Annotated in this window: 24 protein-coding genes; 11 read left to right on the forward strand and 13 right to left on the reverse strand. The window is 44.4% G+C overall.

What is annotated here, in order from left to right:
* Positions 1-376 precede the first annotated feature (376 nt).
* From GCU85_RS07290 to GCU85_RS07300, 3 genes are all read left to right on the forward strand, one after another.
* On the forward strand, positions 377-1099 hold the full coding sequence (locus tag GCU85_RS07290; protein WP_218110598.1) for a thioredoxin fold domain-containing protein: 723 nt from the start codon (positions 377-379) through the stop codon (positions 1097-1099).
* 430 nt (positions 1100-1529) lie between these two features.
* Positions 1530-3188 carry an electron transfer flavoprotein-ubiquinone oxidoreductase gene (locus tag GCU85_RS07295; RefSeq protein WP_218110599.1) on the forward strand — a complete coding sequence of 553 codons (1659 nt, stop codon included), beginning with the start codon at positions 1530-1532 and terminating at the stop codon, positions 3186-3188.
* A gap of 247 nt (positions 3189-3435) precedes the next feature.
* Positions 3436-3843 (forward strand): hypothetical protein, encoded by a 408-nt coding sequence (locus tag GCU85_RS07300; protein ID WP_152810531.1) that lies wholly within the window; start codon positions 3436-3438, stop codon positions 3841-3843.
* Between the two features lie 104 nt (positions 3844-3947).
* Here the strand turns inward: GCU85_RS07300 and GCU85_RS07305 are convergent, their stop codons facing one another.
* Positions 3948-5162: a glycine C-acetyltransferase gene (locus GCU85_RS07305; RefSeq protein WP_152810532.1), complete on the reverse strand. Its 1215-nt coding sequence runs from the start codon at positions 5160-5162 to the stop codon at positions 3948-3950.
* 415 nt (positions 5163-5577) lie between these two features.
* On the opposite strand from GCU85_RS07305, the gene GCU85_RS07310 reads away from it, so the two are divergent.
* Entirely contained in the window at positions 5578-5865 is a 288-nt protein-coding gene (locus GCU85_RS07310; protein ID WP_152810533.1) for a glutaredoxin family protein, read from the forward strand.
* Positions 5866-5991: 126 nt separating this feature from the next.
* On the opposite strand, the gene GCU85_RS07315 is transcribed toward GCU85_RS07310, so the two are convergent.
* Genes GCU85_RS07315 through uvrC form a run of 3 tightly spaced genes read right to left on the reverse strand, consistent with a single transcriptional unit; the run spans position 5992 to position 8965 of the window.
* Complete coding sequence (locus GCU85_RS07315; RefSeq protein WP_152810534.1) at positions 5992-6465, reverse strand: tRNA (cytidine(34)-2'-O)-methyltransferase; 474 nt, start codon at positions 6463-6465, stop codon at positions 5992-5994.
* A 48-nt stretch (positions 6466-6513) separates the two neighbouring features.
* On the reverse strand, positions 6514-7095 hold the full coding sequence (gene pgsA, locus GCU85_RS07320) for a CDP-diacylglycerol--glycerol-3-phosphate 3-phosphatidyltransferase (RefSeq protein WP_152810535.1): 582 nt from the start codon (positions 7093-7095) through the stop codon (positions 6514-6516).
* 31 nt (positions 7096-7126) lie between these two features.
* Positions 7127-8965, reverse strand: a complete 1839-nt coding sequence (gene uvrC, locus GCU85_RS07325) for an excinuclease ABC subunit UvrC (protein WP_152810536.1) — start codon at positions 8963-8965, stop codon at positions 7127-7129.
* 211 nt (positions 8966-9176) lie between these two features.
* On the opposite strand from uvrC, the gene GCU85_RS07330 reads away from it, so the two are divergent.
* The 7 genes from GCU85_RS07330 to GCU85_RS07355 all read left to right on the forward strand — a co-directional run bounded on the left by GCU85_RS07330 (position 9177) and on the right by GCU85_RS07355 (position 15211).
* Positions 9177-10427 carry a glutamate-5-semialdehyde dehydrogenase gene (locus GCU85_RS07330; RefSeq protein WP_152810537.1) on the forward strand — a complete coding sequence of 417 codons (1251 nt, stop codon included), beginning with the start codon at positions 9177-9179 and terminating at the stop codon, positions 10425-10427.
* The gene (rsfS, locus tag GCU85_RS07335; protein WP_268965684.1) at positions 10427-10789 is read left to right on the forward strand and encodes a ribosome silencing factor; all 363 of its coding nucleotides are present in this window, start codon (positions 10427-10429) and stop codon (positions 10787-10789) included. Before GCU85_RS07330 ends, rsfS begins: the two co-directional genes overlap by 1 nt.
* Positions 10776-10916, forward strand: a complete 141-nt coding sequence (locus GCU85_RS10010) for a hypothetical protein (RefSeq protein WP_218110600.1) — start codon at positions 10776-10778, stop codon at positions 10914-10916. Before rsfS ends, GCU85_RS10010 begins: the two co-directional genes overlap by 14 nt.
* Before the next feature lie 17 nt (positions 10917-10933).
* On the forward strand, positions 10934-12529 hold the full coding sequence (rpoN, locus tag GCU85_RS07340; RefSeq protein WP_152810538.1) for an RNA polymerase factor sigma-54: 1596 nt from the start codon (positions 10934-10936) through the stop codon (positions 12527-12529).
* A 64-nt stretch (positions 12530-12593) separates the two neighbouring features.
* Complete coding sequence (gene hpf / locus GCU85_RS07345) at positions 12594-12887, forward strand: ribosome hibernation-promoting factor, HPF/YfiA family (protein ID WP_152810539.1); 294 nt, start codon at positions 12594-12596, stop codon at positions 12885-12887.
* Between the two features lie 136 nt (positions 12888-13023).
* Entirely contained in the window at positions 13024-14613 is a 1590-nt protein-coding gene (locus GCU85_RS07350) for a DEAD/DEAH box helicase (RefSeq protein WP_218110601.1), read from the forward strand.
* A gap of 73 nt (positions 14614-14686) precedes the next feature.
* On the forward strand, positions 14687-15211 hold the full coding sequence (locus GCU85_RS07355) for a YqaA family protein (protein ID WP_218110602.1): 525 nt from the start codon (positions 14687-14689) through the stop codon (positions 15209-15211).
* Positions 15212-15277: 66 nt separating this feature from the next.
* On the opposite strand, the gene GCU85_RS10015 is transcribed toward GCU85_RS07355, so the two are convergent.
* The 9 genes from GCU85_RS10015 to GCU85_RS07395 form a co-directional block, all read right to left on the reverse strand.
* Positions 15278-15424, reverse strand: coding sequence for a hypothetical protein (locus GCU85_RS10015; protein WP_218110603.1), 147 nt, complete (start codon positions 15422-15424; stop codon positions 15278-15280).
* Between the two features lie 703 nt (positions 15425-16127).
* Positions 16128-17075, reverse strand: coding sequence for a hypothetical protein (locus GCU85_RS07360; protein WP_152810540.1), 948 nt, complete (start codon positions 17073-17075; stop codon positions 16128-16130).
* A gap of 366 nt (positions 17076-17441) precedes the next feature.
* The gene (locus GCU85_RS07365; protein ID WP_152810541.1) at positions 17442-18122 is read right to left on the reverse strand and encodes a hypothetical protein; all 681 of its coding nucleotides are present in this window, start codon (positions 18120-18122) and stop codon (positions 17442-17444) included.
* Between the two features lie 33 nt (positions 18123-18155).
* Positions 18156-18458 carry a hypothetical protein gene (locus GCU85_RS07370; RefSeq protein ID WP_152810542.1) on the reverse strand — a complete coding sequence of 101 codons (303 nt, stop codon included), beginning with the start codon at positions 18456-18458 and terminating at the stop codon, positions 18156-18158.
* A 172-nt stretch (positions 18459-18630) separates the two neighbouring features.
* Positions 18631-19497, reverse strand: a complete 867-nt coding sequence (gene folD / locus GCU85_RS07375; protein WP_152810543.1) for a bifunctional methylenetetrahydrofolate dehydrogenase/methenyltetrahydrofolate cyclohydrolase FolD — start codon at positions 19495-19497, stop codon at positions 18631-18633.
* 297 nt (positions 19498-19794) lie between these two features.
* A complete protein-coding gene (rimO, locus tag GCU85_RS07380) occupies positions 19795-21213 on the reverse strand; it encodes a 30S ribosomal protein S12 methylthiotransferase RimO (protein ID WP_152810544.1) in 1419 nt (472 codons plus the stop codon).
* Positions 21210-22370: a methionine adenosyltransferase gene (gene metK, locus GCU85_RS07385; protein WP_152810545.1), complete on the reverse strand. Its 1161-nt coding sequence runs from the start codon at positions 22368-22370 to the stop codon at positions 21210-21212. The genes rimO and metK overlap by 4 nt, the downstream gene beginning before the upstream one ends.
* Positions 22371-22393: 23 nt before the next feature.
* A complete protein-coding gene (locus tag GCU85_RS07390) occupies positions 22394-24115 on the reverse strand; it encodes a proline--tRNA ligase (RefSeq protein ID WP_152810546.1) in 1722 nt (573 codons plus the stop codon).
* 244 nt (positions 24116-24359) lie between these two features.
* Positions 24360-24839, reverse strand: coding sequence for a hypothetical protein (locus GCU85_RS07395; RefSeq protein ID WP_152810547.1), 480 nt, complete (start codon positions 24837-24839; stop codon positions 24360-24362).
* Positions 24840-24873: the final 34 nt, after the last annotated feature.

Genomic DNA, 24873 nt, shown 5'->3' on the forward strand with positions numbered 1-24873 from the left:
CTTCTAGCTCTTCTTTCATTAAAATAGAAAATCTAACAACATCACTTTAAGTAATAGCAACACATTAAGTAACACAGCATTTAAAATTAAAATTTATATTATTAAATAACAATAGCCTAAATGACAATATCGAATCCCTCTTTCTCCGCCACTCCCTCTATTTGACCCCATCCCAGCCCCTCATCCTAGCCCTCATACTAGACCCTATTCCAAGCGTCGCCAAAGCACATCCAAGCGCCTACAAAACACATTCAAACACCCCACTCCACACTGCTCCAACCCCAGTTTGCCAAAAAAATTCATGGTTTTGACACTTCAACGCGGTTTCATCCCGTATAATGAGAGCAAATAATCAAAAACTCATAGGATGTTACTCATGAAAAAACAACTCATCGCCCTCTCTGCCTTGTTACTAGTAGGCCTTGCGCACAGCGAAGAAAAACCAAATTTAGATCTATTAAACAGTAGCTTAAACCCAAGCGCTGAAATAAAGTCTGTCACCCAATCGGCTATTCCTGGTATTTACGAAGTCCAAATCAACAACCAAATTGTCTATCTATCCGAGGACGGCGAAAAGGTCATCACAGGGGATATTTATGATTTAAAGCAGAAATTTAGCCATACTGAAAAAACAAAAAACGCCCTGCGCCAACAAACGGTGGCCAGCATTGATGACAGTGACAAAATCATCTACCAAGCCAAAGAGGAAAAATACCGCATCACCGTTTTTACCGATATAACTTGCCCCTATTGCACCCAACTGCATGAGCAAATAGCAGAATTTAACGACCAAGGCATTACGGTCAAATACATGGCATTCCCACGGGCAGGCGCGGGTTCACAGGCGCAGAAAGACATGCAAAAAATCTGGTGCGCCGACGACAAAGCTCAAGCCATGAATGAAGCCAAAAAGAATAAGCAAATTCCAGATGCAACTTGCGATGGCAATCAGGTCATCGAGCAATTTTTACTCGGTCAAGATATTGGCATTAACGCAACACCTACCACGATTTTTGAAGATGGTGAACTACAGCCAGGCTTTGTCCCAGCAGAAGACATGCGAAAAATTCTCGATGAAAAAGCCCTAAGCGCTAAATAAAAGCCAAATAAAATATAAATAAAACAATTAACTAATCCACCTTTGCTGGTGGATTAACACCTGCAAAAGGAAGCTTTTAAGCTTCCTTTTTTTATGAATTTTTGTCGTTTTTTGTCGTTTTATCGTTTTTATTGCGATACCCCGTCGCAACCTCGAATTAGCAATCACCCTTTAATAATCACCCTTTAATAATCACCCTTTGATGCACATTATTTAATCCACTTTATTTAATTCGCCATGACCATTAATCATCGCCGTTACGATCGCGCATCGGCGCAATCGCACAAAATAGTCAATAAAATGGTCAATAAAATGGCAGTTTTATTATAAAATTTGTGGGCTTTTTGCATTACAATAGTCAGCTTACAAAGGCATTTTGCATTTTTTAGCCTATTTATTTTTTATATTTATCACCAAAGGGGTATCTATTATGACAGTCGAACGTGAGGCAATGGAATTTGATGTCGTTATTGTTGGTGCTGGCCCAGCAGGACTCGCCACCGCCATCCAACTCAAACAACTGGCAGATAAAAACCAACAAGATATTGAGATTTGTGTCGTTGAAAAAGCCGCTGAAATCGGCGCACATATTGTCTCGGGTGCGGTCTTTGAGCCCACCGCGCTCAACGAACTCATTCCAGACTGGCAAACACTAGATGCGCCCATTCATACGGCCGTTAAACACGATGAAATCAGCCTCTTAAAATCCGCTGAGAAAGCGACCCGCATCCCCAACTGGGCAGTACCTAAGACGATGCACAATACGGGCAACTACATTGTCTCTCTTGGCAATTTAGTGAAATGGCTAGGCGAATATGCGGAAAATTTGGGCATTAATGTCTTTCCAGGCTTTGCAGGCGCGGAAATTTTATATGATGCTGACGGCGCAGTGTATGGTATCGCAACGGGCGATATGGGCATAGACATTGAGGGACAACAAAAAGCCAGTTTTGAGCCTGGCATCGAGCTACACGCCAAATACACCGTTTTTGCCGAAGGTTGTCGCGGCCATTTAGGTAAACAGCTCATTGCCCATTTTCAGCTGGATGCTGATAAAGACCCTCAGCACTACGGCATCGGCGTCAAAGAAGTCTGGGAAATCCCCGCTGAACAGCATCAACCCGGGTTAGTAATCCACACGGCAGGCTGGCCGCTCAGCGAATCAAACAGTGCGGGCGGTGGGTTTTTATACCACTTTGGTGACAATCTAGTCTCGATTGGATTAATTACAGATTTGTCCTATCGTAACCCGCATGTTTCTCCCTTTGAGGAAATGCAACGCTATAAAACACACCCCATTATTCGAAAACACTTAGACCAAGGCAAGCGCATCGGCTATGGCGCGCGTGCCATTACCAAAGGCGGTATTCAGTCGCAGCCAAAAATGTATTTCCCTGGCGGTTTGCTCATCGGTGATGATGCAGGCACTTTAAATTTTGCCAAAATCAAAGGCTCCCATACAGCAATGAAATCGGGTATGATTGCGGCTGAGGTTTTATTCACTGCCATTTCTAATGGTCGTTCTCATGATGCGCTTAGCGAATACGAAACGGCCTACCAAGCCTCATGGGCGTACCAAGAATTACACAAACAACGTAACTTTGGGCCTGCGCAGCATAAATGGGGTAATTTATTAGGCTCCGCCTATGCCTTTATTGACATCAATTTGTTCGCAGGCAAGCTGCCTTGGACGCTGCGCGACAAACAGCCTGACTACAGTACGCTAGATACTGCCGATAGTGCGCCAACAATCAACTACCCAAAACCCGATGGTACGCTTACTTTTGATCGATTATCGTCAGTTTATTTGGCATCACTCCATCATGATGAAAATCAACCCGTGCACTTGCAGCTCAAAGACGCACAAAAACCAATCACTTATAATCTAGCCAAGTTTGACGAGCCTGCTCAGCGCTATTGCCCTGCAGGCGTGTATGAAATCGTGGCTAACGAAGCCGGTGAAAAAATGCTACAAATTAACGCACAAAACTGCGTACATTGTAAAACCTGTGACATTAAAGACCCCGCACAAAACATTAACTGGGTGACACCTGAAGGCGGTTCTGGCCCTAATTACTCTAACATGTAATTAATACTGATTAGCACTGATTACTACTAATTAGCAACCGACTAAGCGCCATTTTTTGGCGCTTTTTTTCATTCAACCAATTAATATAAAAGCATTAAATAAAACCAGTAACAAAAAATCGCCTTCTTTTGTAAGAATATTGCTTAATACTGCTATTAACAAATTGTAATGGCAATACCGTTAATTAGCCGCACGAAAATGGTGTAATTTGTTATAATCAGTGCAACAAAAATATTAACGCTTTTCCATGAAAAAAATGGCTAAAAACAGTAGATTGCGCGGTCAATTTGGTGCCAAAACGAATAATGCCAGTCATGATAATAACCATGATGATAACAACAACGCCTATCGCGCTTGGTTGTTATTCTATGGCTACAAAGATACACCGAGCAATCACTTGTTTTGGCAACAAACCCAAATAACAAAAACAAATGACCACCAAACCTTATGCGTTGAGCTATTAATGCAGGCATCGATGATTAAAGCCGCCATCGTGCATATCGACTGCGACAAAATCATCAATCATATGATTCAACAGTTTTTTGCAACTTACAAGGATTTAATCGTCACGATACGAGAAAGCAAAGACTATCAGCGTCTGCGCCTACAGCTAGACCATGAGTTCAAATTCATCCCTAAATACCTACCGCAATAACCCATCGCAATAATCTACCGCAAAACGCGCCTTCGCAGTGCCCGTTCTCGTAGCGCCCGTTCTCGTAGCGCCTAGCCAATAATGCTTAGCAATAATGAATCATGCTAAGCGATAATGCCAGCCGATTTTCCCGCCGCGATAACCCCTGCAATCGCTTGTGCCAGCGTATTCTCATCAAACGCACTTGACATCTGTGTACGAATTCTCGCTTTACCTGCTGGCACAACAGGATAAGCAAACGCCGATGCTAAAATCCCTTGCGAAGCAAGCGCCTGAGAAAAAGCTTGTGCGCGGTTGGCATCGCCGACCATAATCGGGATAATGGGGTGCCCCTCGCCTGCCAAATCAAACCCTGCTTGGGTTAATGCACTGCTAAACTGTTCGGCATTGCGCTGCAACGTTTGTCGGCGCTGTGGCTCGGCTTCTACGATATCCAATGCGGTCAATGATGCTGCCGTAATCATCGGCGCCAGCGCATTTGAGAATAAGTAAGGGCGAGAGCGCTGTCTCAATAATTCGACAACGCTGGCGCTGGCGGCAACATAGCCACCAGATGCACCACCCAACGCCTTACCCAATGTGCCCGTCACAATATCGACGCGATTCATCACATCACAATGCTCAATCGAGCCGCGACCTTGCGCGCCTAACACGCCAACCGCGTGCGAATCATCAACCATCACCAATGCACCGTACGCTGCCGCCAAATCACAGATCACAGGCAAATTCGCAATCGTTCCATCCATCGAAAACACCCCATCGGTGGCAATCATGATATGCCGTGCGTGTGCGGATTTGGCTGCGGCGAGTTGTGTTTCTAAATCCTGCATATCATTATTTTGGTAGCGATAGCGCTTTGCCTTGCATAATCGAATACCATCGATAATGCTGGCGTGATTTAGGCTATCACTGATAATTGCATCAGGCTCACCCAGCAGTGTTTCAAATAGCCCCGTATTGGCATCAAAGCACGAAGAATATAGAATACAAGCATCTTGTTGCAAAAAATTCGCCAACCGTGTCTCTAACGCATGATGCAGTGATGACGTTCCACAGATAAACCTTACCGACGCCATGCCATAGCCGTTTTCGTCTAAGGCTTTTTTAGCCGAGGCAATCAAGCGCGGTTCATTTGCTAGCCCCAGATAATTATTTGCACAGAGATTTAGCATCTCCACCGATTGTCGCTGTGGTTCTACCGCTGTTTGGATATGGGCCGACTGCTCCGACGTAATCGACACCTCATGTTTGGTCAGTCCTTGCGCGTCAATGTCGGCGAGTGTGGCTTGAATTTGATTATAAAACGGTTGGTTGTGCATGCTAATTACCTCAAAAATAAGTGGGCTATGGGTTCGTTATTGTAATTGCGTTATTGATTATTAATTTTATCAGCTTATTGAAGTCGTTGGGACAATGATTGCAAACAATTGCAAAAAAAAACCTTAACCTAAGCATCAATTTCAGTATAGCCTTTAGTTATGGGCTTTAGTTATGGGCTGCACTATATATAACGCGGTATATACTATCCGCATACGACAGGTCGCCTGTTAACGCGCGCTTTTAAGGATTGTCTTTTGCCGATAGCATGATAAAATTACCGCATCCATTTAACCGCAACGCAACGACCTAGATACCCGACAGGTCCTATCACACGGAGCATCACACGTCGCATAGCCACCAATATTCGAAATATCAACCATACAGCAACTTTAACAACAACCCTAACAGACCAACATGAATCAAACTCAGTCAAACCAAATCAAGCCTAAGCAACTCGCCTTGTATTATTCACCCAGTTGTTTTTATTGCTTGCGGGTACTCGATACCGTAGACGACTTAGGAATACATATCACCCAACACAATATTCACCGTGATCAGTCCGCATACAACGCGCTAAAACAAGGCGGTGGCAAAACACAAGTCCCTTGCCTGCGCATCGATCATGGTGACAGTATCCAATGGTTATACGAATCCGCTGATATTGTGGCTTATATTGAGCAACACGTTAGCCACGCGGACTAAACAGAAACACGAAATAGCCATAAAAACAGCAACAAAAACAGGGTTCAACAACTGCGAAACAAATAACGAATGCGAAGCGAATAACAACTGCGACACTAAACGCCCGGCACTAAACGCCCGTTGATGTCAGTCAAGTCCGCACTGCGCCAGTCCGATTTGTCTTAGCGCCTCGTAACCTAGCATTGCAACCGTATTTGACAGGTTCATGCTACGTGAATTCGCCTGCATTGGGATACGCAACCAATGGTCGTCGTGAATTGAGCGCATATCGTCGATGGCAATACCCGCATCTTCAGACCCAAAAATTAACATGTCCTCAGGCTGAAAAGTCATACGATACGCCGACTGCTGTCCTTTGGTTGTCACAATAAATCGCCGATGCTGCTGCGTTTTGTCCAAAAAAATCGGCCAACTGGCATAGTGTTGCACCGTTGCGTATTCAATATAATCCATCCCCGCTCTTGCTAAACGCTTGTCATCCCATACAAAACCCAGCGGGTGAATCAGGTGTAACTGAATACCTGTATTGGCGCAAAAACGGATAATATTCCCCGTATTTTGCGGAATTTTGGGCTGGTATAGCGCCACATGAATGGTCATAAAATCGAGGCCAAACGCGTAAACAGTTATCGTTAGTTAGCGGTTACTTTATTTATAAATATCGATGTCTTTTGCTTGAAGGCTGGCCAGTGCTGCACGGAAATAATCAACCATCGACCAAACGGTTAATATGGCCGCAAGCCCTAATAAAACATAGCCAATCATGGCATTGGGCAAAATCCAAACTGGCTTATAAACAATCAAAAAGCCCAAGGCCAAAATTTGTACCGTGGTCTTTAATTTGCCAATATATTTGACGGCTACCGCATCGCCAATATTCAGTGTTGCCATAAACTCACGCAGTGCCGAGATTAAAATATCTCGCCCGATAATAATCGCCGTACAAATTAACAAAAACAAACCAGCCATACCTTCGCTATGTTTTAATAACAATGACAGCAAGACAATAGCAATCAGCAACTTATCGGCCACAGGGTCTAGTAGCGCGCCGAGTTTGGAGGTTTGGTTGAATCGACGGGCAATATAACCATCAAAGAAATCCGTGACAGAAGCCAGCGAAAAAATCGCAAACGCCACCCAATGATTGCCAGGAAAATCCCATAAAAAGGCCAATAAATACAGTGGAACTAGAAATACGCGAAAAAAAGTTAACTGCAAAGCAACATTCATTGTTCGTCTCGATGGGTGATTGACTATCTCCTTAATCATGGAAATAGTCGTAAATAGTTTGAGCCAGATGAACGCTAATTCCGTCCACTTTGGCGAGCTCTTCAACGCTCGCTCGTTTAACGCCCTTAATACCTGCAAAATATTGTAACAGAGTTTGGCGTTTTTTTTCACCAATTCCTTCGATTGCAGTTAACTCAGATGTCAGCCGCGCTTTATCCCGCTTTTTACGATGCCCCATAATCGCGAATCGATGCGATTCATCCCGTATCAGCTGAATCAAGTGTAATGCGGGGTGGTGACTAGGCAGTTGAACTTGCTTACTAACCGATTGAATAATCAACCGTTCTAACCCTGCTTTGCGGTCACTGCCTTTGGCTATACCGATAAGCACGACGGTCTGCATATCCAGCGCCGTCAACACCGCCTTGGCGGCATTAAACTGCCCTTTTCCACCATCGACAAATAAAATATCTGGGCAGCGCTCATCACCGAGCAATGCATTGCGCTTAAACCGTGAAAATCGTCGCGTGAGTGCCTGAAACATCGCGGCATAGTCGTCTCCGCTGGTGACCGTGTCGATGTTATAACGACGATAATCGGATTTTTTGGGGCCATTTTGATCAAAGACCACATAGCTCGCCACGGTAGCCTCGCCCATGGTGTGGCTCACATCAATACAGGCCATTAATTGTGGCGGCTGTGCTAACCCCAACAAGTCTGTCAACGCCGCAAACTGAGCATTTAATGTCATTTTTTTGACTTTTTGCTGTTGAATGGATAGCTTGGCATTCTCCAGCGCCAAGCCCAGCCACTTCGCACGATACTGCCTTGGCTGAGAAACAATTTTGGTCGTTGCGTTAAACTTATCTTTGAAGAAATTTTGAATCCACTGTGCGTGTGGCACAGGGTGGCTCACAATGATTTCTTTGGGCGGTGCTTTGTCAAAATAGATTTGTTCGATAAAGCTTTGCAATATTTCCGTTTCACTATCATCGGCGCGAACTTTGGGGAAATAAGACTGTGTTCCTAAGCTACGCCCAGAGCGGTAATAAAAAACTTGGACAACGGCACCAATGCTTGCTTCTCGACAAACGGCAATGACATCTGCATCACCTTTTTCGTTAGTGATGTATTGTTTTTCAAGCACGCGCCGCAAACTCTGCAATTGATCACGGTAAAAAGCCGCGGTTTCATAGGCCTGTTCAGCGGCGGCGGCAGTCATTTTTTGCTCGATTCGCCATAATAAATCGGCGTTTTTCCCCTCTAAAAAATCCACTGCATCATGAATTTGTTGCTGGTAAGTAGCTTGGTCAACGACACCGACGCAAGGCGCTGTACAGCGATTGATTTGATACTGCAAGCAAGGCCGCGTCCGATTTTTAAAAAAGGTATTATCACAATTACGAATACGAAACACTTTTTGCATGATATCCAGTGTTTCTTTAACGGCTTGCGCACTGGGATAAGGACCAAAAAAACGACCTGGCAAACGCCGTGCGCCACGATAAAATTTTAATCGCGCGAATTTATCATCCGTCAAATGAATATACGGGTAGGTTTTGTCGTCGCGTAATAAGATGTTATATTTGGGGTGAAACTGTTTGATGAGGTTATTCTCAAGTATCAAGGCTTCGGTTTCTGAGTGCGTGACAATGGTTTCAATACGAACGACTTGTGACATCAACGATTGATTTTTAGCCGACAATCCTGGTTTTCTAAAATAGCTCGTGAGTCTTTTTTTTAAATTATTCGCTTTACCAACGTACAGCACATCACCGGCCGCATCCAACATCTGATAGACACCAGGGTAAGTACTGGTGTTTTGCAGAAAATGTGCTTCATCAAATGTTGGGGAGTCTTTGGTATTCATTGTTACAAAATCAATAGATAAATTTATTCTGCCTTATCAAACTGTAGTATACTCATGCCATAAATACCGCGACAATAACACAGCAACACCGCGACAACACCGCGAAATAAGCAAACTAAAAACGAATAAGCGCAAAACGAACAAGCCGAATATCGTTTACAATAAAGTACAATACAATAGGCACAATACAAAACCGTAAACAATCGTCAGCATGGATATTAAAGCACACATTCAGCAAATTGCCCAACAAGCCAAAGCCGCCGCAGAAAAAATGCGCGAAAACACCGCCGAAGCACGCCAAAGCGCTTTATTCATGATGGCGGACCAAATCAGCGCGCAATCAAATGCGATTTTAGCCGCCAACGCAAAAGACATCGAACAAGGCAAGGCCAACCAATTAAGCCCTGCCCTATTGGATCGCCTTAGCTTGACGCCAGCTCGCATTGATGCGATGGTCACTGGTATGCGAGAAATCGCCAAACAACCCGACCCGATAGGCAGTATTCGAGCATTACACACCGTACCTAGCGGCTTTAAAGTCGGCAAAATGCGAACACCCATTGGCGTTATCGGCATTATCTATGAATCACGTCCTAATGTTACCGCAGATGCGGCGGCTATTTGCTTAAAATCTGGCAACGCCTGTATTTTACGGGGTGGTAGCGAAGCATTTCATTCTAACCAAGCTATCATACACTGTATCCAAACGGCCTTGGCAAACAGTGCGTTAGACAATCACATTATCCAATATATTGATACGACGGATCGCCAAGCGGTCAACGAAATGCTCAATGCAGTTGGATTGATTGATGTCGTCATCCCGCGCGGCGGCAAAGGCCTGGTCAAAGTCATTAGCGAACAAGCCAAAATCCCCGTTATTAAACATCTCGATGGGATATGCCACGTGTATATTGATGAATACGCCGATAGCGACAAAGCCATTGCCGTGGCATTTAATGCCAAAACCTATCGCTACGGGATTTGTGGTGCTATGGAAACGCTGTTAGTCCATCAAAAACAACAAGACCAAGTCCTGCCAACCTTAATCGACAAATTTCATGCCGCGGGCGTTTCGCTAGTCGCAGATGCGGCAACAGCGCAGTCTTTTGGCTTAATGACCGCCGATGAAATAGACTGGCATACCGAGTACTTAGACGCGAAACTATCGATTCGCGTTGTCAACGATATTGACACGGCTATCCAGCACATCAACACCTATGGCTCGCACCATACGGATGCCATTGTCACCGAACATATTGGTCAGCAAAACCAATTTTTAAATCGCGTTGACTCTGCCTCTGTCATGGTCAACACACCGACTTGTTTTGCCGATGGTTTTGAATATGGGCTAGGCGCTGAAATTGGCATTAGCACAGATAAATTACATGTCCGCGGCCCTGTTGGCGTCGCTGATTTAACCACAGAAAAATATATAATTTTAGGTAACGGAGAAACACGATAATGATAACAGAACGTTTGTCACCTGACGCATTAAAAGACCTGGCTTTAACGGCGCTAGAAACCCTCAAAGCACAAGACGTCACCGTCCTTGACGTGCGCAACAAGGCGAGTTTCGCCGATTACATGATTGTCGCCAGTGGCACGTCAGACCGCCATTTAAAAGCCATGGCAGACCAAGTGCATATCGATGCCAAAAAAGCCGGCAGCCCACCGTTATCGACAGAAGGCCAAGACTCGCGCAACTGGATTTTAGTCGATTTAGGTGACGTTATCGTCCACTTAATGAAACCTGAAACACGGGCACTTTATGAATTAGAGAAGCTTTGGAGCATTGGCCCTAACCGTAGCCATGAAAGTACCTAATAACGTCAACTGGCATACTAACGCGCATACCAACGCGCATACCAACGCGCACGCAAATAAGCATGCCAATGCGCCTGTCTGTATGGATAGCATGGATATCATGGGTATCATTGCTCACTTCACATAACGCCAATGTGACGTCGAATGCGCAAGCCAATCACACAGGGCACAGGCAACCAGCTGAGCACAGGCACAACGCTAAAGCAATCTCAGCAACTCACGCTCACCCCACAAATACAGCAAAGCCTTCATGTCCTTCAGCTTAACCAACAAGGCTTGGAACAAGCGGTAGCTAACATTATCGATAGCAATGTCATGCTTGAATTAACCAATCAGCCGTCAGATTTTGAGGCAGATAACGACGCTTGGGATAACGACGCTTGGAATAATGACATTCGGGACAGTGATACTAGAGACCATGACACGATGCTATCAGATGCGCATAGCGAACCTGTGGATTTGCAAAACGACGCGATTCTCGATAGCCTACCCGCCGAGCTGGACATCGATGCCAACTGGCAAGACCTTTACGATGACCACCCAGCCGATAATTTTAGCCAAACCAGCAGCGCGACCAGCACAGAAGATTCACATTTTCATGATGACTGGGTTGCTGCAAGCGTTAGCTTTGACAGCCGTTTAGAGTCTGCCGTTGCCCTCGCACCACTCGATAATAGCCAGCAAAAAATCGCGAGTCTCATTTTGGCAAACCTTGATAGCCGCTATTTTTTGAGTCAATCCGCCAGCGCGCTTGCCAACATGTCGGGTTATTCAGAGGCAGCCATTCAAACGGTTATTGAAATCATCAAGCACCTCGACCCACCTGGTGTTGCCAGCCAAACGATTGCCGAGTGTTTATTAGCGCAGTTACACAGCTTGCCTGACTGCAACGAAGCCGTAATCAATGCCCATGAAATGCTCACCCAATACTATGATTACATCGAAGTCAAACCCACCTTAATCCAGCAACGTTTAGCCATTAGCGCCGCCGAATACCAAACCGCACTCGACCTCATTCGCACATTACAGCCCTACCCGAATAGTGTCGAGACAGCAACAGCCGACACCATCAAACCAGATGTTTATGTACATCGTCGCCTGGGTGTCTATTTTGCGACGACCAACCCTGATGTACGCTTTGATTTAGGGATTAATGCCACGTATGCGGCACTGACAAATACTGCCAAGGGCGATGAAAAGCACTTTATCACGGCACAATTGCAAGAAGCAAACACGTTTTTACAAGCCCTAGACAAACGCTACCACACCATTTTACGCGTAGCTAATGCAATTGTAGCGGTTCAGCAGCGCTATTTCATTGACGGCCCCAGTGCGTTAAAACCACTCACGATGCAAGCCATAGCCGAGCAGCTAAATATCAACGAATCAACCGTGTCGCGCGCAGTCAACGGCAAATATTTGAGTTTTTCACAGCAATTAATCGAAATGCGGACGTTTTTTACACAAGACTTATTACGCCATCAACCTCCACACCATCAACCACCACACCAACAAAATATCAATGCCGCCGACCCAGATACGGCAGGAATGAGTGCAAACCAAATCAAAGCCAAAATAAAACAATTAATCGAAACAGAGCCGTCAGAAAAACCACTCAGCGACGCCAAAATAGAAAAAATATTAAAAGAACAACAAATTGATATTGCAAGAAGAACCATTGCAAAATATCGAGAATCCTTGGGAATTCCAAGCGCAAGTGAGCGCAAACGCAAAATTTAGGTTATACTGAGTCAATATAAATTAATTTTACCGTGATTTTTATTCATTAACAGAGGAGAAAAATATGAATCTCAATATTACTGGCCACCATGTTGAAGTTACCGATGCACTAAGAGACTATGTGACTGATAAAATGGCCCGTATTGAAGGTCACCACGATAAAATCATTAGCGTAAACGTGACACTAAAAGTCGAAAAACTAGACCAAAAAGCAGAAGCCACGCTACAATTAGCAGGCAATACCATTCACGCAGATTCAAGCAAACCCGATATGTACGCAGCGATTGATGACATGATTGATGTGCTCGATCGGCAAGTTAGACACCATAAAAGACGCATTACTGACCACCGTGGTTAATTAATCAACAAAATTCACCACTTTATTTTAAACCCGACACTGCCACTACGCCATAGCATACACGCAAAAAGCATCCAATGCTTGATTAAAATGCTTGATTAAAATGCTTGACTAGTGGCGGTCTAACGACAAATCTATGGACAAAAAAATTAATACGACGACTGAAAATCCACTTCACTTTTCTCATTTACCAATACACCCTGCACTACAAGCGGCACTGGCGCAAAAAAAATGGCAACAATGCACCCCCATACAAGCCAAAACGCTACCGTTAACACTGGCAGGCAACGACATTGCAGGCAAGGCGCAAACAGGCACAGGCAAAACAGCTGCCTTTCTCATTGCCGTTTATCATTATCTCATGACAAACCCGGTCCAACCCAATGAGACAGGGCCGTGGGGGCTTATTTTGGCGCCCACGCGCGAACTCGCGGCGCAAATCTACGAAGATGCCCTGGAAATCGGCTGCTATACAGGGCTTCGCCCCGTCGTAATTTATGGCGGCAAAGAATACGATCAACAAAAAGCCGAATTTAGCGAGTCTCAACCCGATATTATTATCGGCACACCGGGGCGCATTATTGATTTATTTAAGCAGCGGTTGTTTAGCTTAAAAAATATTGACTGTTTTGTCCTAGATGAAGCCGATAGAATGTTTGACTTAGGTTTTATCTCTGATATTCGTTATTTGCTCAAGACAATGCCTGCAGCAGATAAGCGACTTAACCTGATTTTTTCGGCCACCTTTACTTATCGCGTTCAAGAACTCGCCTACGAGTACTTAAATGGTCCAAAACTCATCGAAATCGAGTCCGCCACACAGGCCGCCGACCAAGTAACCCAACGCATGTACCATGTTGCAAATACTGAGAAAACACCGCTACTGATTGGGCAGTTACAGCAATTAGCGCCTGAAAAAGCCATCGTTTTTGTCAACACCAAACACGTATTAGAACGCCTCGCACATACACTGAGCCACCATGGTTTTAATGTTGCCGAATTGTCGGGAGACGTGTCACAGCACCGACGAGAAAAATTACTCAAAGCATTCCAGTCAGGCGAAAAAAACATTCTACTCGCCACCGATGTCGCCGCCCGTGGACTGCATGTCGATGACATTAGCCATGTTTTTAATTACGACTTGCCACAACACCCTGAAGACTATATTCACCGAATTGGTCGCACGGCACGCGCTGGTAAATCGGGGATGGCGATTAGTTTTTGCTGCGAAGATTACGCCTACCATTTGCCTGAAATTGAAGAAAAACTCGGCGCAAAAATCCAAAGCGAAAACATCACTGATGACATGTTAGCCGATGTCCAACCAACACCCGAATTCGTCCCCCAGCCCAAACACCAAGGAAAATCAAAACCCAGCCCAAATCGCGCTGGACAATCACGCACTGGACAATCACGCACTGGACAATCACGCACTGGACAATCACGCACTGGACAATCACGCACTGGACAATCACGCACTGGACAATCACGCACTGGACAATCACGCACTGGACAATCACGCACGGGGCAATCTCGAACCAATCAGTCAAAAACAGGGGAGTCAAAAACAGGGCAGTCAAAGGCGGGACAACCACGCAATGACAAGCCACGCCCCAATCAATCACGGACCAATCAGCCACGCCAAAAATCTCAATCCAACAGCGCAGATAACAATGCAACGGGTAACACAACAGGTAACACAGCCCCTAGCACTGGCGAGTCTTAACCCCATAATCGTCTGCAAAACACACGGCGAACAACAGTACGCCAATTAATGCAATCAATATGGCTCATATTAAATGCACCCTGCCTCAGATACCACATTTGAGGCAGGTGAATTAAGCATGGATTCTGAGTATGGGTTACTACATATGGATTACTTTGTCGAGCTTGGTCATATAGGGCTTTTTATCGCTGCGTTTTTGGCGGCAACCTTATTACCTCTCAGTTCTGAGTTGGTGCTAAGCTCACTCCTATTAGCAGGTTTGCCTGCGATTAGCCTCGTTCTCACAGCAACAACGGGTAATGTATTGGGGTCGTTCTGCAACTATCTCATTGGTTATTGGGGATCGCAACAACTAACTAACACCCAGTTAAATAAATGGCTGCAACGCGCTGAAAATTCACTACGTCAGGCACGCATTCGCTATCAAAAATGGGGGTTAGTTGCGTTACTTTTTGCTTGGGTACCTGTGATTGGCGATCCATTGACGTTGGTTGCTGGCGTATTGCGCGTGCCGTGGGTTGCTTTTGTCATTTTAGTCACGATAGGCAAACTGCTCCGCTATATTGTTATCACCTATTTTGTCTTACAAATCAGCTAACCCAATTGTCAATCAAGCTAACAAATTGATTTTATTTTTCTAATAACTAAAACACAGCCACCTGAGTTAATCGCCACCATCGCCATCATTGCCATCATTGCCATCATCGCCACCATCGCCACCATCGCCATCAACGGCTTTTTCAAGGACAATCACATAGCCACCTGAGTTAATCGCTTTGTTGATGTCGTCTGCCATATTTTCGTCGCTCATGCGCAAATCTAAGCTGCCTAAATTTAAGTATCTATCCGCTTTATTATTTTTATTCCGCATCTTGAACAGCATAAATGTTTTTTTAAAACTTTTTTTGATTGCATTTGCAGTGATGACTTGCAGTAAGGGCATTTAAATCGATATAGTAAAGCTTTATAGCCCAGAAAGAAAAATGACAAATAAATCGATGTATATAGCCAAAGCTCAAACATACTATTAACCTTTAAGACATAAGGGTTAAAGAAAAACACAATTGAGAGCATAAATAAAAGAAAAAAGGCTAACTTTCGCCAATCGAAAGCAAAAAGAAAATCATAATTTAATTTTTTTGATTCTGGTAATATATCATTAGCAAAAATATTCTCACCACATTTAAAACAGCAATTACTTTTTAACATAAATAGGATCTTCTTATTAGATAGCGTGGACAGCGATTGAGTACAACTAGGGCAGCGTATTGGTTTTAGAAGTCTATAATTTCTGTGTGTGCTATAAACTATTAAAGACACTGGGATTAGGCATGCTAATATATGAGGTAATAATATTGTGTCATATATTATATCTATCCAGTCCCAAAAAATAAAAAAACAACAGAACAATGAAAATACGCTAAAGTATATTTGCATATCCCGCTTTGGATTATTTGTGACTGAAAGAGGAAAAATATTCAGTTTATTAAAAAACTGTTTGTCTATATTTTTTTTCATTCTTTAATTTTCTTACTTCGTTTGCAATTAGCTAAATCAGTTGAAAATTGGAATTCAATTCTCCAGTTCACAAATATGCTAATTATAGAAGCCATAATAATAACTGCAAGCAAACCGACTATAGCACTTAATGCGCCTAACGCTATTAAAGAAAATACAGTAGTTACGATAGTCCAAAATAATATTATTTCCACGTATTCTTGTATTGCATTCCATGCTTCCTCTTTTGTGCATCCTGCTTCTATCAATTGTTGATACTTTCCTTCTAAGTCTATGACGGTTAGAATTAAGTTTAAAATAGTAGCAATTTTCCCCATCATGCCAGGTATATTTGCAAGCGTTTCTTTTATAACTGTATCACCTTCTTCTGTATCTAGGATAGACAATGTTTGCATCCCTAGACCTGATAATAGCAGGCATGATGAGCTACCAGATTTTCCTTCTATACTTAATGATTTTTTATCGGTGTCACAGGAATCTCCTTTGCCTTCACTGACACTAAAACTCCCCCCATTCAACCCGCCGCTGATTTTCCAGCTTTGGCTACCTGTTTGGGCATTATACGTCATGTAGACGTAAATGGCATCACGACCCACGCCATCAACGGCTTTTTCAGGCACAATCACATACCCGCCTGAGTTAATCGCCTTGTTGATGTCGTCTGCCATGTATTCATTGCTCATGCGCACGTTAGCCAGTTGGTCACGGTTGTTTTTGTCGATTTGATAAATCTTTTGTCCCTGAGCGGCCGCGCGTTGCAAGCCCGATACCGTGGAGATGCCGTAGCATTCATTGTTGTCGGGGTTGACTTCCTCATTACAAAACAGTTGTTCAGAAATCGCGCTTTCAAGCAGCGATGAATTCATCCCCATCGCAAAGCCAATCGACGGCGCATTGACCGTTCTCGCCCCCACGGCCTGAAACCCCCGCATGTTCGTCGACATACTGCCCGGCAGCGCTAGCGGATATTCATTTTCACGATACGCGACACGAAGCCTTGACGCAGATGGTAAAAATTGTAAACAACCCGAAGAAATCTTACATGTTAGCCAAAAAATAAACTCACCAAGCTAAAAATCAGAAAATTAATTAGAAAAATAATCAACATTTGCAGCAACGTAGCTCTGTTAGACTTTAATAAAACTGATTTTAAATTATCTCGTTCAATATACAGCATCAATAAAAAAGCCATAAGCGCATTAATAGCGAAACTTCCGTAACGATAATCTTTTAATGCCAGAACCAACAATAGGCACACCACCCCAAAAAAAGCAAAAATAATACATTTAGCTAGGGTGAAAAGAGTTTTTTTAATCACTTTTAGGTTCTCGGCATAACAGCGCAGCAATTGCTGACCCCACTACAGCACCCGCAGTAAAAGCAATAAATGCAATAGCCCCTTTAAGAACAAATGATAGTGCAAGCGGAATTAAAGCAGGACCCAAATGGAATAACACATGCCTAATTAAACCGCCTCCTAGAGCGACTAGAGATCTAAAGTAATGGGCACTTTTCATTGCTTGCACAAGACTAACAAATCCGTATTTTTTAAGTTCTGACGTTATCCCAATACTAATTAGTGTTCCTATAAACAGGTTAAATAAAAAGTTATCAAGGGCGACCATTGTTTGGTCAAAACTCTTATGTCTTGTTGAGTCAAAATCTTCCTCACAATACGGAAGCAATATAGAAGGATTTTCCCAAACAGCCCCAAGAAAAGAGACAAACCCCATCCATCCCCCATTCAACCCGCCGCTGATTTTCCATGCAGAATAGCCTGTTTGTGGGTTTTCGGTATAGTACACATAAATCGCACTGCGGCCTGCGCCATCAACGGCTTTTTCAGGGACGATGGCATAACCGCCTGCGCTGATGGCTTCGTTGATGTCATCTGCCATGTATTCATTGCTCATGCGCACGTTAGCTAGTTGGTCACGGTTGTTTTTGTCAATTTGATAAATCTTTTGCCCCTGAGCGGCGGCGCGTTGCAAGCCCGATACGGTGGAGATGCCGTAGCATTCATTTTATTTTAGTCCAGTTTCAAAGTTAATGACTCCAAACACCCCAAGCACCATACATAAAAACAAAGACAGAAAAATAGATAGCGCAACATAAACCCATAGAATAGCTATTTCCTTATTATTTTCACCTGCATTTACTGCGAAATTAGTCGCTTTTCTTAAATAAAAAAATCGAACTATCATGCCAATAATGAAAAACAAAAAACCAACGATGAGTCTTTCTTTTAGCTTCGACTGAGACAAAGCAATAGGTATAATCCATAGGTTAAACGCTAGGAATGAAACAATCCTACTTGTGATACTCATTTTTATACACTTTAGTTTTACAGGAGAAATTAACCAAGCTTTATTTATTTATTAAATTAAGTAATTCCATAGAAATACCTTCTATTATGACTTGCCACTCACCTACAATATGTTTGCGTTGCTATCGTTATTTCCCTTACAACTTCATTCACTAGAAGACTCAACGCTATACTTACTCAATGCCGCGTTGCATTTTGGCCGCTGTCAGGGTGTTATACAGCAAGCAAGCAATGGTCATCGGTCCAACACCGCCAGGTACAGGGGTGATTGCTGCTGCGTTATCAAACACATCATCATAATCCACATCACCGACCAGTTTGGTTTTACCATCGACGTCAATACGGTTAATCCCCACATCAATCACCACCGCGCCCTCACCTATCCATGATTTTTTTACCATTTGTGGTCGCCCTACAGCGGCTACCACGATATCAGCCGCACGGCAGACGGTTTCGATGTCTTTGGTTTTGGAATGGGCGATGGTGACGGTACAGCTTTCTTGTAATAACAGCGCTGCCATTGGTTTACCGACAATATTCGAACGCCCAAGCACAACGGCGTTTTTGCCCGTCAAATCACCACCGAAATAGTCTTTGAGCAGCATGGTGCAGCCCAATGGTGTGCAAGGCACTAACGATTGCTCACCAATATTTAAACGCCCTACGTTTAATTGGCTAAAGCCATCGACATCTTTTTCAGGGGCAATCGCATTGATAACCGCTTTGTCATCGATATGCTTGGGCACAGGCAATTGTACCAAAATGCCATGAATGGAATCATCTTGGTTAAGCTGCTGGATAAGGTCGAGCAATTCCGCCTGAGATACCGTCGCATCCAGCTTATGCTCTATTGATTTAAACCCGACTTCAATTGATTGTTTGCCTTTATTTCGCACATAGACTTGTGAGGCAGGGTCTTCGCCGACCAATACCACGGCCAACCCCGGTGTAATACCTTGTGATTTAAGCAAGTCAGTCTGCTGTTTAATGTCTTGTCTTAGTTTGGCGGCAAATGCCTTTCCATCAATGATTTGCGTCATGGGCTATCCTCTAAAATGAATGCGCGCTGAACTCATTGCCGCTGAACTCATTGCGCGTGGGTTAAATAAAATGCTAAATCAAATCCTATTTTAACAAAGCCGCACTGCTGACACAATCAAGACACACCCAGCGCGGGTATTTAGACTAAACTATGGCGAAACTAGGCGACATTGTGCAATTACCAAGCGATTTTGATGCAGCGTGCTGGCGCTGATTTTATCAGCACCCTACAAGTACTTTACAACACCTTACAACACCTTACAGCGCCTTACAGCACCTTATCGATAGCTTATATTTTACGCAGGGACAGCAATTAAATCGTGATCAGTCGCCTCTGTAATTTCAACGTGAATAACTTGCCCTGGCGCAATGCCGTCAATAGATTCGATTTGTACTACGCCATCAATTTCAGGCGCATCATAAACCGTGCGACCGATGGCAATGTGCGCATCCGTATCCACTTCGTCAATCATCACAGGCTGAATACTACCGATTTTATCGGCGAGTTTTTCGGCGCTAATCTCGGCTTGTATTGCCATTAGTCGCGCTAGGCGTTCTTGCTTGACGGCTTCTGGCACATGGTTTGGCAGGGCGTTTGATTTTGCGCCTTTGACTTGAGAATAGGCAAATGCCCCGACCCGATCAAGACGGGCTTCGCGTAAAAAGTCTAATAATTCTTCAAATTGCGCTTCGGTTTCCCCAGGAAAACCAACAATAAACGTTGAACGCAACGCAATATCTGGCACAATTTGTCGCCAATTGGCAATCCGGTGCAGGACTTTTTCACTATGTGCGGGGCGTTTCATGTTGCGTAATATGTCGTGATTGGCATGTTGGAATGGAATATCCAAATACGGCAGTATCTTCCCCTCAGCCATCAGTGGAATTAAGTCATCGACGCTGGGGTATGGATAAACATAGTGTAGCCTCACCCAAATATCAAACCGTGCCAGTGCTTCGCATAATTCTTTGATTCGTGATTTGATTGGCTGCCCATTGTTAAAATCAGTTTTATATTTAATATCAACGCCATAAGCACTTGTGTCTTGGGATATAACCAATAATTCTTGCACCCCTGCATTGGCAAGGCGTTCTGCCTCAGCCATGACATCGCCAGCGGGTCGCGAGACCAGCTTGCCACGCAAATCAGGAATAATACAAAAAGTACAACTGTGATTACAGCCTTCAGATATTTTCAAATACGCATAATGCCTAGGGGTGAGCTTGATGCCTTGTGGCGGCACCAAATCAATAAATGGATTTTTTTTGGGCTTGGGCAGGTGTTCGTGAACCTGATTCATCACCGTTTCATACGCTTGCGGCCCTGAAATGGCAAGTACTTTGGGGTGTGTTTGTTGAATTTTTTCAGCGTCTTTACCCAGACAGCCTGTGACAATCACGCGCCCATTTTTAGCAATGGCTTCCCCAATCGTATCGAGTGATTCAGCAATCGCCGAATCGATAAAACCACACGTATTAACAATCACTAAGCCTGCGTCTTCGTAGGTGTTGACTATTTCATAGCCATCGCTGCGTAACTGGGTTAAGATGCGTTCAGAATCAACGAGCGCCTTGGGGCAACCAAGGCTAATAAAACCAACTTTGGCGGCATCATCATGACGAGACACACTTGGTATCCCATCCTTATTGATACGCGTGGCACTGGTGGTACTGGTAGAACTGGTGGTACTGGCGTTAATTGGTAACTGGCTCATGAGAAAGCATCCGCGCGAAGGTCATCCGCTTTGTCCGTTTTTTCCCACGTGAATTCAGGCAACTCACGACCAAAATGCCCATAACTGGCGGTTTGAGTATAAATCGGGCGAATCAAATCCAGCATTTGAATAATCCCGTAAGGACGTAAATCAAAATGCCGACGCACCAGCGCAACAATTCGTTCGTCGGTAATTTTACCTGTACCATAAGTGTTCACACTAATCGAAATGGGTTCTGCCACGCCAATGGCATAAGAGACTTGGATTTCGCATTTATCAGCCAAGCCTGCCGCCACAATATTTTTGGCAACATAACGCCCTGCATACGCTGCTGAACGGTCGACTTTGGACGGGTCTTTACCAGAAAACGCGCCACCACCGTGGTGCGCTGCACCGCCATAAGTATCGACAATGATTTTACGCCCAGTAAGACCGCAATCACCCACTGGCCCACCAATAACAAACTTACCTGTCGGGTTAATATGATAGGCGGTATTATTGTCTAGCCATTCTGGGGGTAGCACTGGCTTGATAATGTTTTCCATGACGGCTTCTTGTAGATGCGCTTGGCTAATATCGGGGTCGTGCTGGGTTGATAAGACCACCGCAGAGATACCGACGATTTTTCCTGCATCATACTTAAATGTCACTTGGCTTTTCGCATCGGGGCGCAACCACGGTAGTACTTTTTCGCGGCGCATTTCAGACTGACGCTGCACGAGGCGGTGTGCATAAGTAATCGGCGCTGGCATCAACACATCGGTTTCATTGGTTGCAAACCCAAACATCAGCCCTTGGTCACCTGCGCCCTGTTCCTCGGGTGAAGCCCTGTCAACGCCCTGTGCAATATCGCCCGATTGCTTACCTATGGCATTTAAAACCGCGCAAGTTTCGCTATCAAAGCCGACTTCTGAGCTGGTATAACCAATAGTTTTAATTTGCTGTCTAACGATTTCTTCCAAATCCACCCACGTACTGGTTGCGACTTCGCCTGCCACAATCACCATGCCTGTTTTGATTAGCGTTTCACACGCCACGCGCGCGTGTTTGTCTTTGGCCAAAATATGGTCTAGTACTGCGTCAGAAATTTGATCAGCAATTTTATCAGGATGCCCTTCAGAAACTGATTCTGAGGTAAATAAATACGCATTTGTCATGATGTTAATCTACTCACTGTTAGTCAGGCTGTTTTATTTAGCGTTGTCAACAAAAATTCAAGCACCGTATCGGTTGCAATGCGTTGACTGCTTTCATCTGTGCGGCCTTGGTATTCGACCTCATTATCCGCCAACGTCTTATCTCCGATAACGACACGGTGCGGAATACCAATCAATTCTAATTCCGAAAACATAACGCCTGGGCGTTTGCCACGATCATCAAGCACAACAGGAATGCCTTTATCACGAAGGGTTTGGTATAAATCATCTGCAAACTGTGTTACCGCAGCTGACTTCCCATAATTAATCGGCGCAATCACGAGACTAAACGGGGCGATTGCTGGTGGCCAAATAATCCCTTTGTCGTCGTGGTGTTGCTCAATCGCGGCGGCAACGAGACGTGTCACACCAACACCGTAGCAGCCCATATAAGGCGTGACGGCTTTGCCATGTTCGTCCAAAACCGTCATTTGCATGGCCTCTGAATATTTTTTCCCGAGCTGGAAAATATGTCCGACTTCAATACCTCTAGCCATTCTCAAATGACCACTGCCATCGGGGCTAGAATCGCCGACTTTGGCGTTACGGATATCCATCACCTCACCCAACGCAACATCGCGCCCCCAATTAATACCGAAGTAATGTTTGGCTTCGATATTAGCGCCTGCACCGAAATCACTCATCGCGGCAACCGTCTCATCAGCAATAAACGGTATGGGCAAATTGACTGGCCCCAAAGAGCCTGGCCCTGCGCCAATCGCTTGACGAATGTCGTCTTCGCTAGCCATCTGCAACGGAGACGCAACCCATGGATGCTTTTCTGCCTTAATCGCATTGAGCTCGTGATCGCCGCGAACTAACAAAGCAATCAAATCGCTATCACAATCCGTTGCGGCTTTGACAACTAACGTTTTAATGGTTTTTTCAATGGGTAATTGGTATTTCTCAACCAACGCCGCAATCGTTTTGGTGTCTGGTGTATCGACTAAGCGCATGGCTTCTGTCGGCTCGGTCAGCGTGGTGACAGGCAGTGATTGCGTTGATTCAATATTCGACGCAAAGTCGCTACCATCTGAAAACATAATGACGTCTTCACCCGAGTCAGCCAATACATGAAACTCATGCGAACGACTGCCGCCGATGCTCCCGCTATCCGCTTCTACCGCGCAAAAATCAAGCCCCATGCGCGTGAAAATTTGCTGATAGGCTTGGTACATTGCCTGATAAGTCGTGGCTAACGAAGCCGAATCGGCATGAAATGAATAGGCATCTTTCATTAAAAATTCACGCCCACGCATCACACCAAACCGTGGGCGAATCTCATCACGAAATTTTTTCTGGATTTGATAGACCGTAATCGGTAGTTGTTTGTAAGATTGCACTTCGCCTTTGAGCAAATCGGTCACAATCTCCTCGTGTGTTGGGCCGATACAAAAATCACGCTGATGTCGATCTTTAAAGCGTAATAACTCAGGCCCATAATCTTGCCACCGACCAGAGTCTTGCCATAATTCAGCAGGTTGCGCCGAAGGCATGTCAATTTCAAGCGCGCCAATATTATTCATTTCTTCACGAACAATGGCTTCAATTTTTTTATACACGGTCAGCCCGAGTGGCAACCAAGTATAAATCCCTGAAGAGACTTGTTTAATTAATCCTGCGCGCAACATTAGTTGGTGGCTAATGATTTCTGCTTCTGCAGGTGCTTCTTTTAACGTCGGTAAATAGTAGTTCGATAATCGCATGAATAAATCAAATATATAAAGTATTAAAATATAAACAAAAATCTAACAGGATGCTAAACCATTATCAGCTTAGCATCCTGTTAGATAGTTGACTCAGTGAACGGCAAGCGCCCCGAACGAGCTGACAGCGCGGCAACGATACGAGGCAACGAATCAGCGTTACACATCAATGCGGCACTTCAAATGATATCAAGCGTGACCATAAAGCGCTAAATATCAGGCGCTAAATATCAAGCGCTGACCATCAAGAGTCGCCGCAGAAATAATCAATATCGCGTTGTACGTTTTTACGTTTGTTGTCAACTTGTTCTGGTGTCAAGCGAATGAGATTTCCGCTGCTATCACGCTCATACACTTCACCGCCGTCGATGACTTGCATGTTTTTATTGGCAGTTGCACAATTTTTTTCACGCGCCGAGCGTTCTTCTTCGGCTTGTAAGATTTCTTCTTGTTTGGTTTGTGGTTCTTCTTCTTTTTTTTCGGCTTTTGGGCGCACCGCGATTTCGACAATTTCGTCAAATTCCTCGGTAAAATCTTGTATTTTACGCCCTTTGGCGTCTAATTTTTCTGCCCCATCGATACCCAATGGCTTGATATGGCTGTAATGAACCAACCCATCCTGTACCCATTTGTAGATGACTTTTTGATTCACGTTATTCTGCGCTGAAGCCGTGCTAGCCAAGGCCATAGCGACAATCATTACTAACAAACGATTCCTTTTCATAACATTTCTCCGAATGATGACTGATATTAGACCC

It is taken from the genome of Ostreibacterium oceani (genome assembly GCF_009362845.1).
Classification (GTDB): Bacteria; Pseudomonadota; Gammaproteobacteria; order Cardiobacteriales; family Ostreibacteriaceae; genus Ostreibacterium; species Ostreibacterium oceani.

Coding starts and splice junctions, on each gene's coding strand:
- GCU85_RS07360 (WP_152810540.1), bottom strand. CDS start 17,075: ATGTCGACGAACATGCGGGGGTTTCAGGCCGTGGGGGCGAGAACGGTC.
- GCU85_RS10015 (WP_218110603.1), bottom strand. CDS start 15,424: ATGAGCGACGAAAATATGGCAGACGACATCAACAAAGCGATTAACTCA.
- GCU85_RS07290 (WP_218110598.1), top strand. CDS start 377: ATGAAAAAACAACTCATCGCCCTCTCTGCCTTGTTACTAGTAGGCCTT.
- rpoN (WP_152810538.1), top strand. CDS start 10,934: ATGCGCAAGCCAATCACACAGGGCACAGGCAACCAGCTGAGCACAGGC.
- GCU85_RS07300 (WP_152810531.1), top strand. CDS start 3,436: ATGAAAAAAATGGCTAAAAACAGTAGATTGCGCGGTCAATTTGGTGCC.
- GCU85_RS07350 (WP_218110601.1), top strand. CDS start 13,024: ATGGACAAAAAAATTAATACGACGACTGAAAATCCACTTCACTTTTCT.
- rsfS (WP_268965684.1), top strand. CDS start 10,427: ATGATAACAGAACGTTTGTCACCTGACGCATTAAAAGACCTGGCTTTA.
- GCU85_RS07315 (WP_152810534.1), bottom strand. CDS start 6,465: ATGACCATTCATGTGGCGCTATACCAGCCCAAAATTCCGCAAAATACG.
- pgsA (WP_152810535.1), bottom strand. CDS start 7,095: ATGAATGTTGCTTTGCAGTTAACTTTTTTTCGCGTATTTCTAGTTCCA.
- GCU85_RS07395 (WP_152810547.1), bottom strand. CDS start 24,839: ATGAAAAGGAATCGTTTGTTAGTAATGATTGTCGCTATGGCCTTGGCT.
- GCU85_RS07330 (WP_152810537.1), top strand. CDS start 9,177: ATGGATATTAAAGCACACATTCAGCAAATTGCCCAACAAGCCAAAGCC.
- GCU85_RS07310 (WP_152810533.1), top strand. CDS start 5,578: ATGAATCAAACTCAGTCAAACCAAATCAAGCCTAAGCAACTCGCCTTG.
- GCU85_RS10010 (WP_218110600.1), top strand. CDS start 10,776: ATGAAAGTACCTAATAACGTCAACTGGCATACTAACGCGCATACCAAC.
- GCU85_RS07305 (WP_152810532.1), bottom strand. CDS start 5,162: ATGCACAACCAACCGTTTTATAATCAAATTCAAGCCACACTCGCCGAC.
- GCU85_RS07295 (WP_218110599.1), top strand. CDS start 1,530: ATGACAGTCGAACGTGAGGCAATGGAATTTGATGTCGTTATTGTTGGT.
- GCU85_RS07355 (WP_218110602.1), top strand. CDS start 14,687: ATGCACCCTGCCTCAGATACCACATTTGAGGCAGGTGAATTAAGCATG.
- GCU85_RS07390 (WP_152810546.1), bottom strand. CDS start 24,115: ATGCGATTATCGAACTACTATTTACCGACGTTAAAAGAAGCACCTGCA.
- uvrC (WP_152810536.1), bottom strand. CDS start 8,965: ATGAATACCAAAGACTCCCCAACATTTGATGAAGCACATTTTCTGCAA.
- folD (WP_152810543.1), bottom strand. CDS start 19,497: ATGACGCAAATCATTGATGGAAAGGCATTTGCCGCCAAACTAAGACAA.
- GCU85_RS07370 (WP_152810542.1), bottom strand. CDS start 18,458: ATGAGTATCACAAGTAGGATTGTTTCATTCCTAGCGTTTAACCTATGG.
- metK (WP_152810545.1), bottom strand. CDS start 22,370: ATGACAAATGCGTATTTATTTACCTCAGAATCAGTTTCTGAAGGGCAT.
- hpf (WP_152810539.1), top strand. CDS start 12,594: ATGAATCTCAATATTACTGGCCACCATGTTGAAGTTACCGATGCACTA.
- rimO (WP_152810544.1), bottom strand. CDS start 21,213: ATGAGCCAGTTACCAATTAACGCCAGTACCACCAGTTCTACCAGTACC.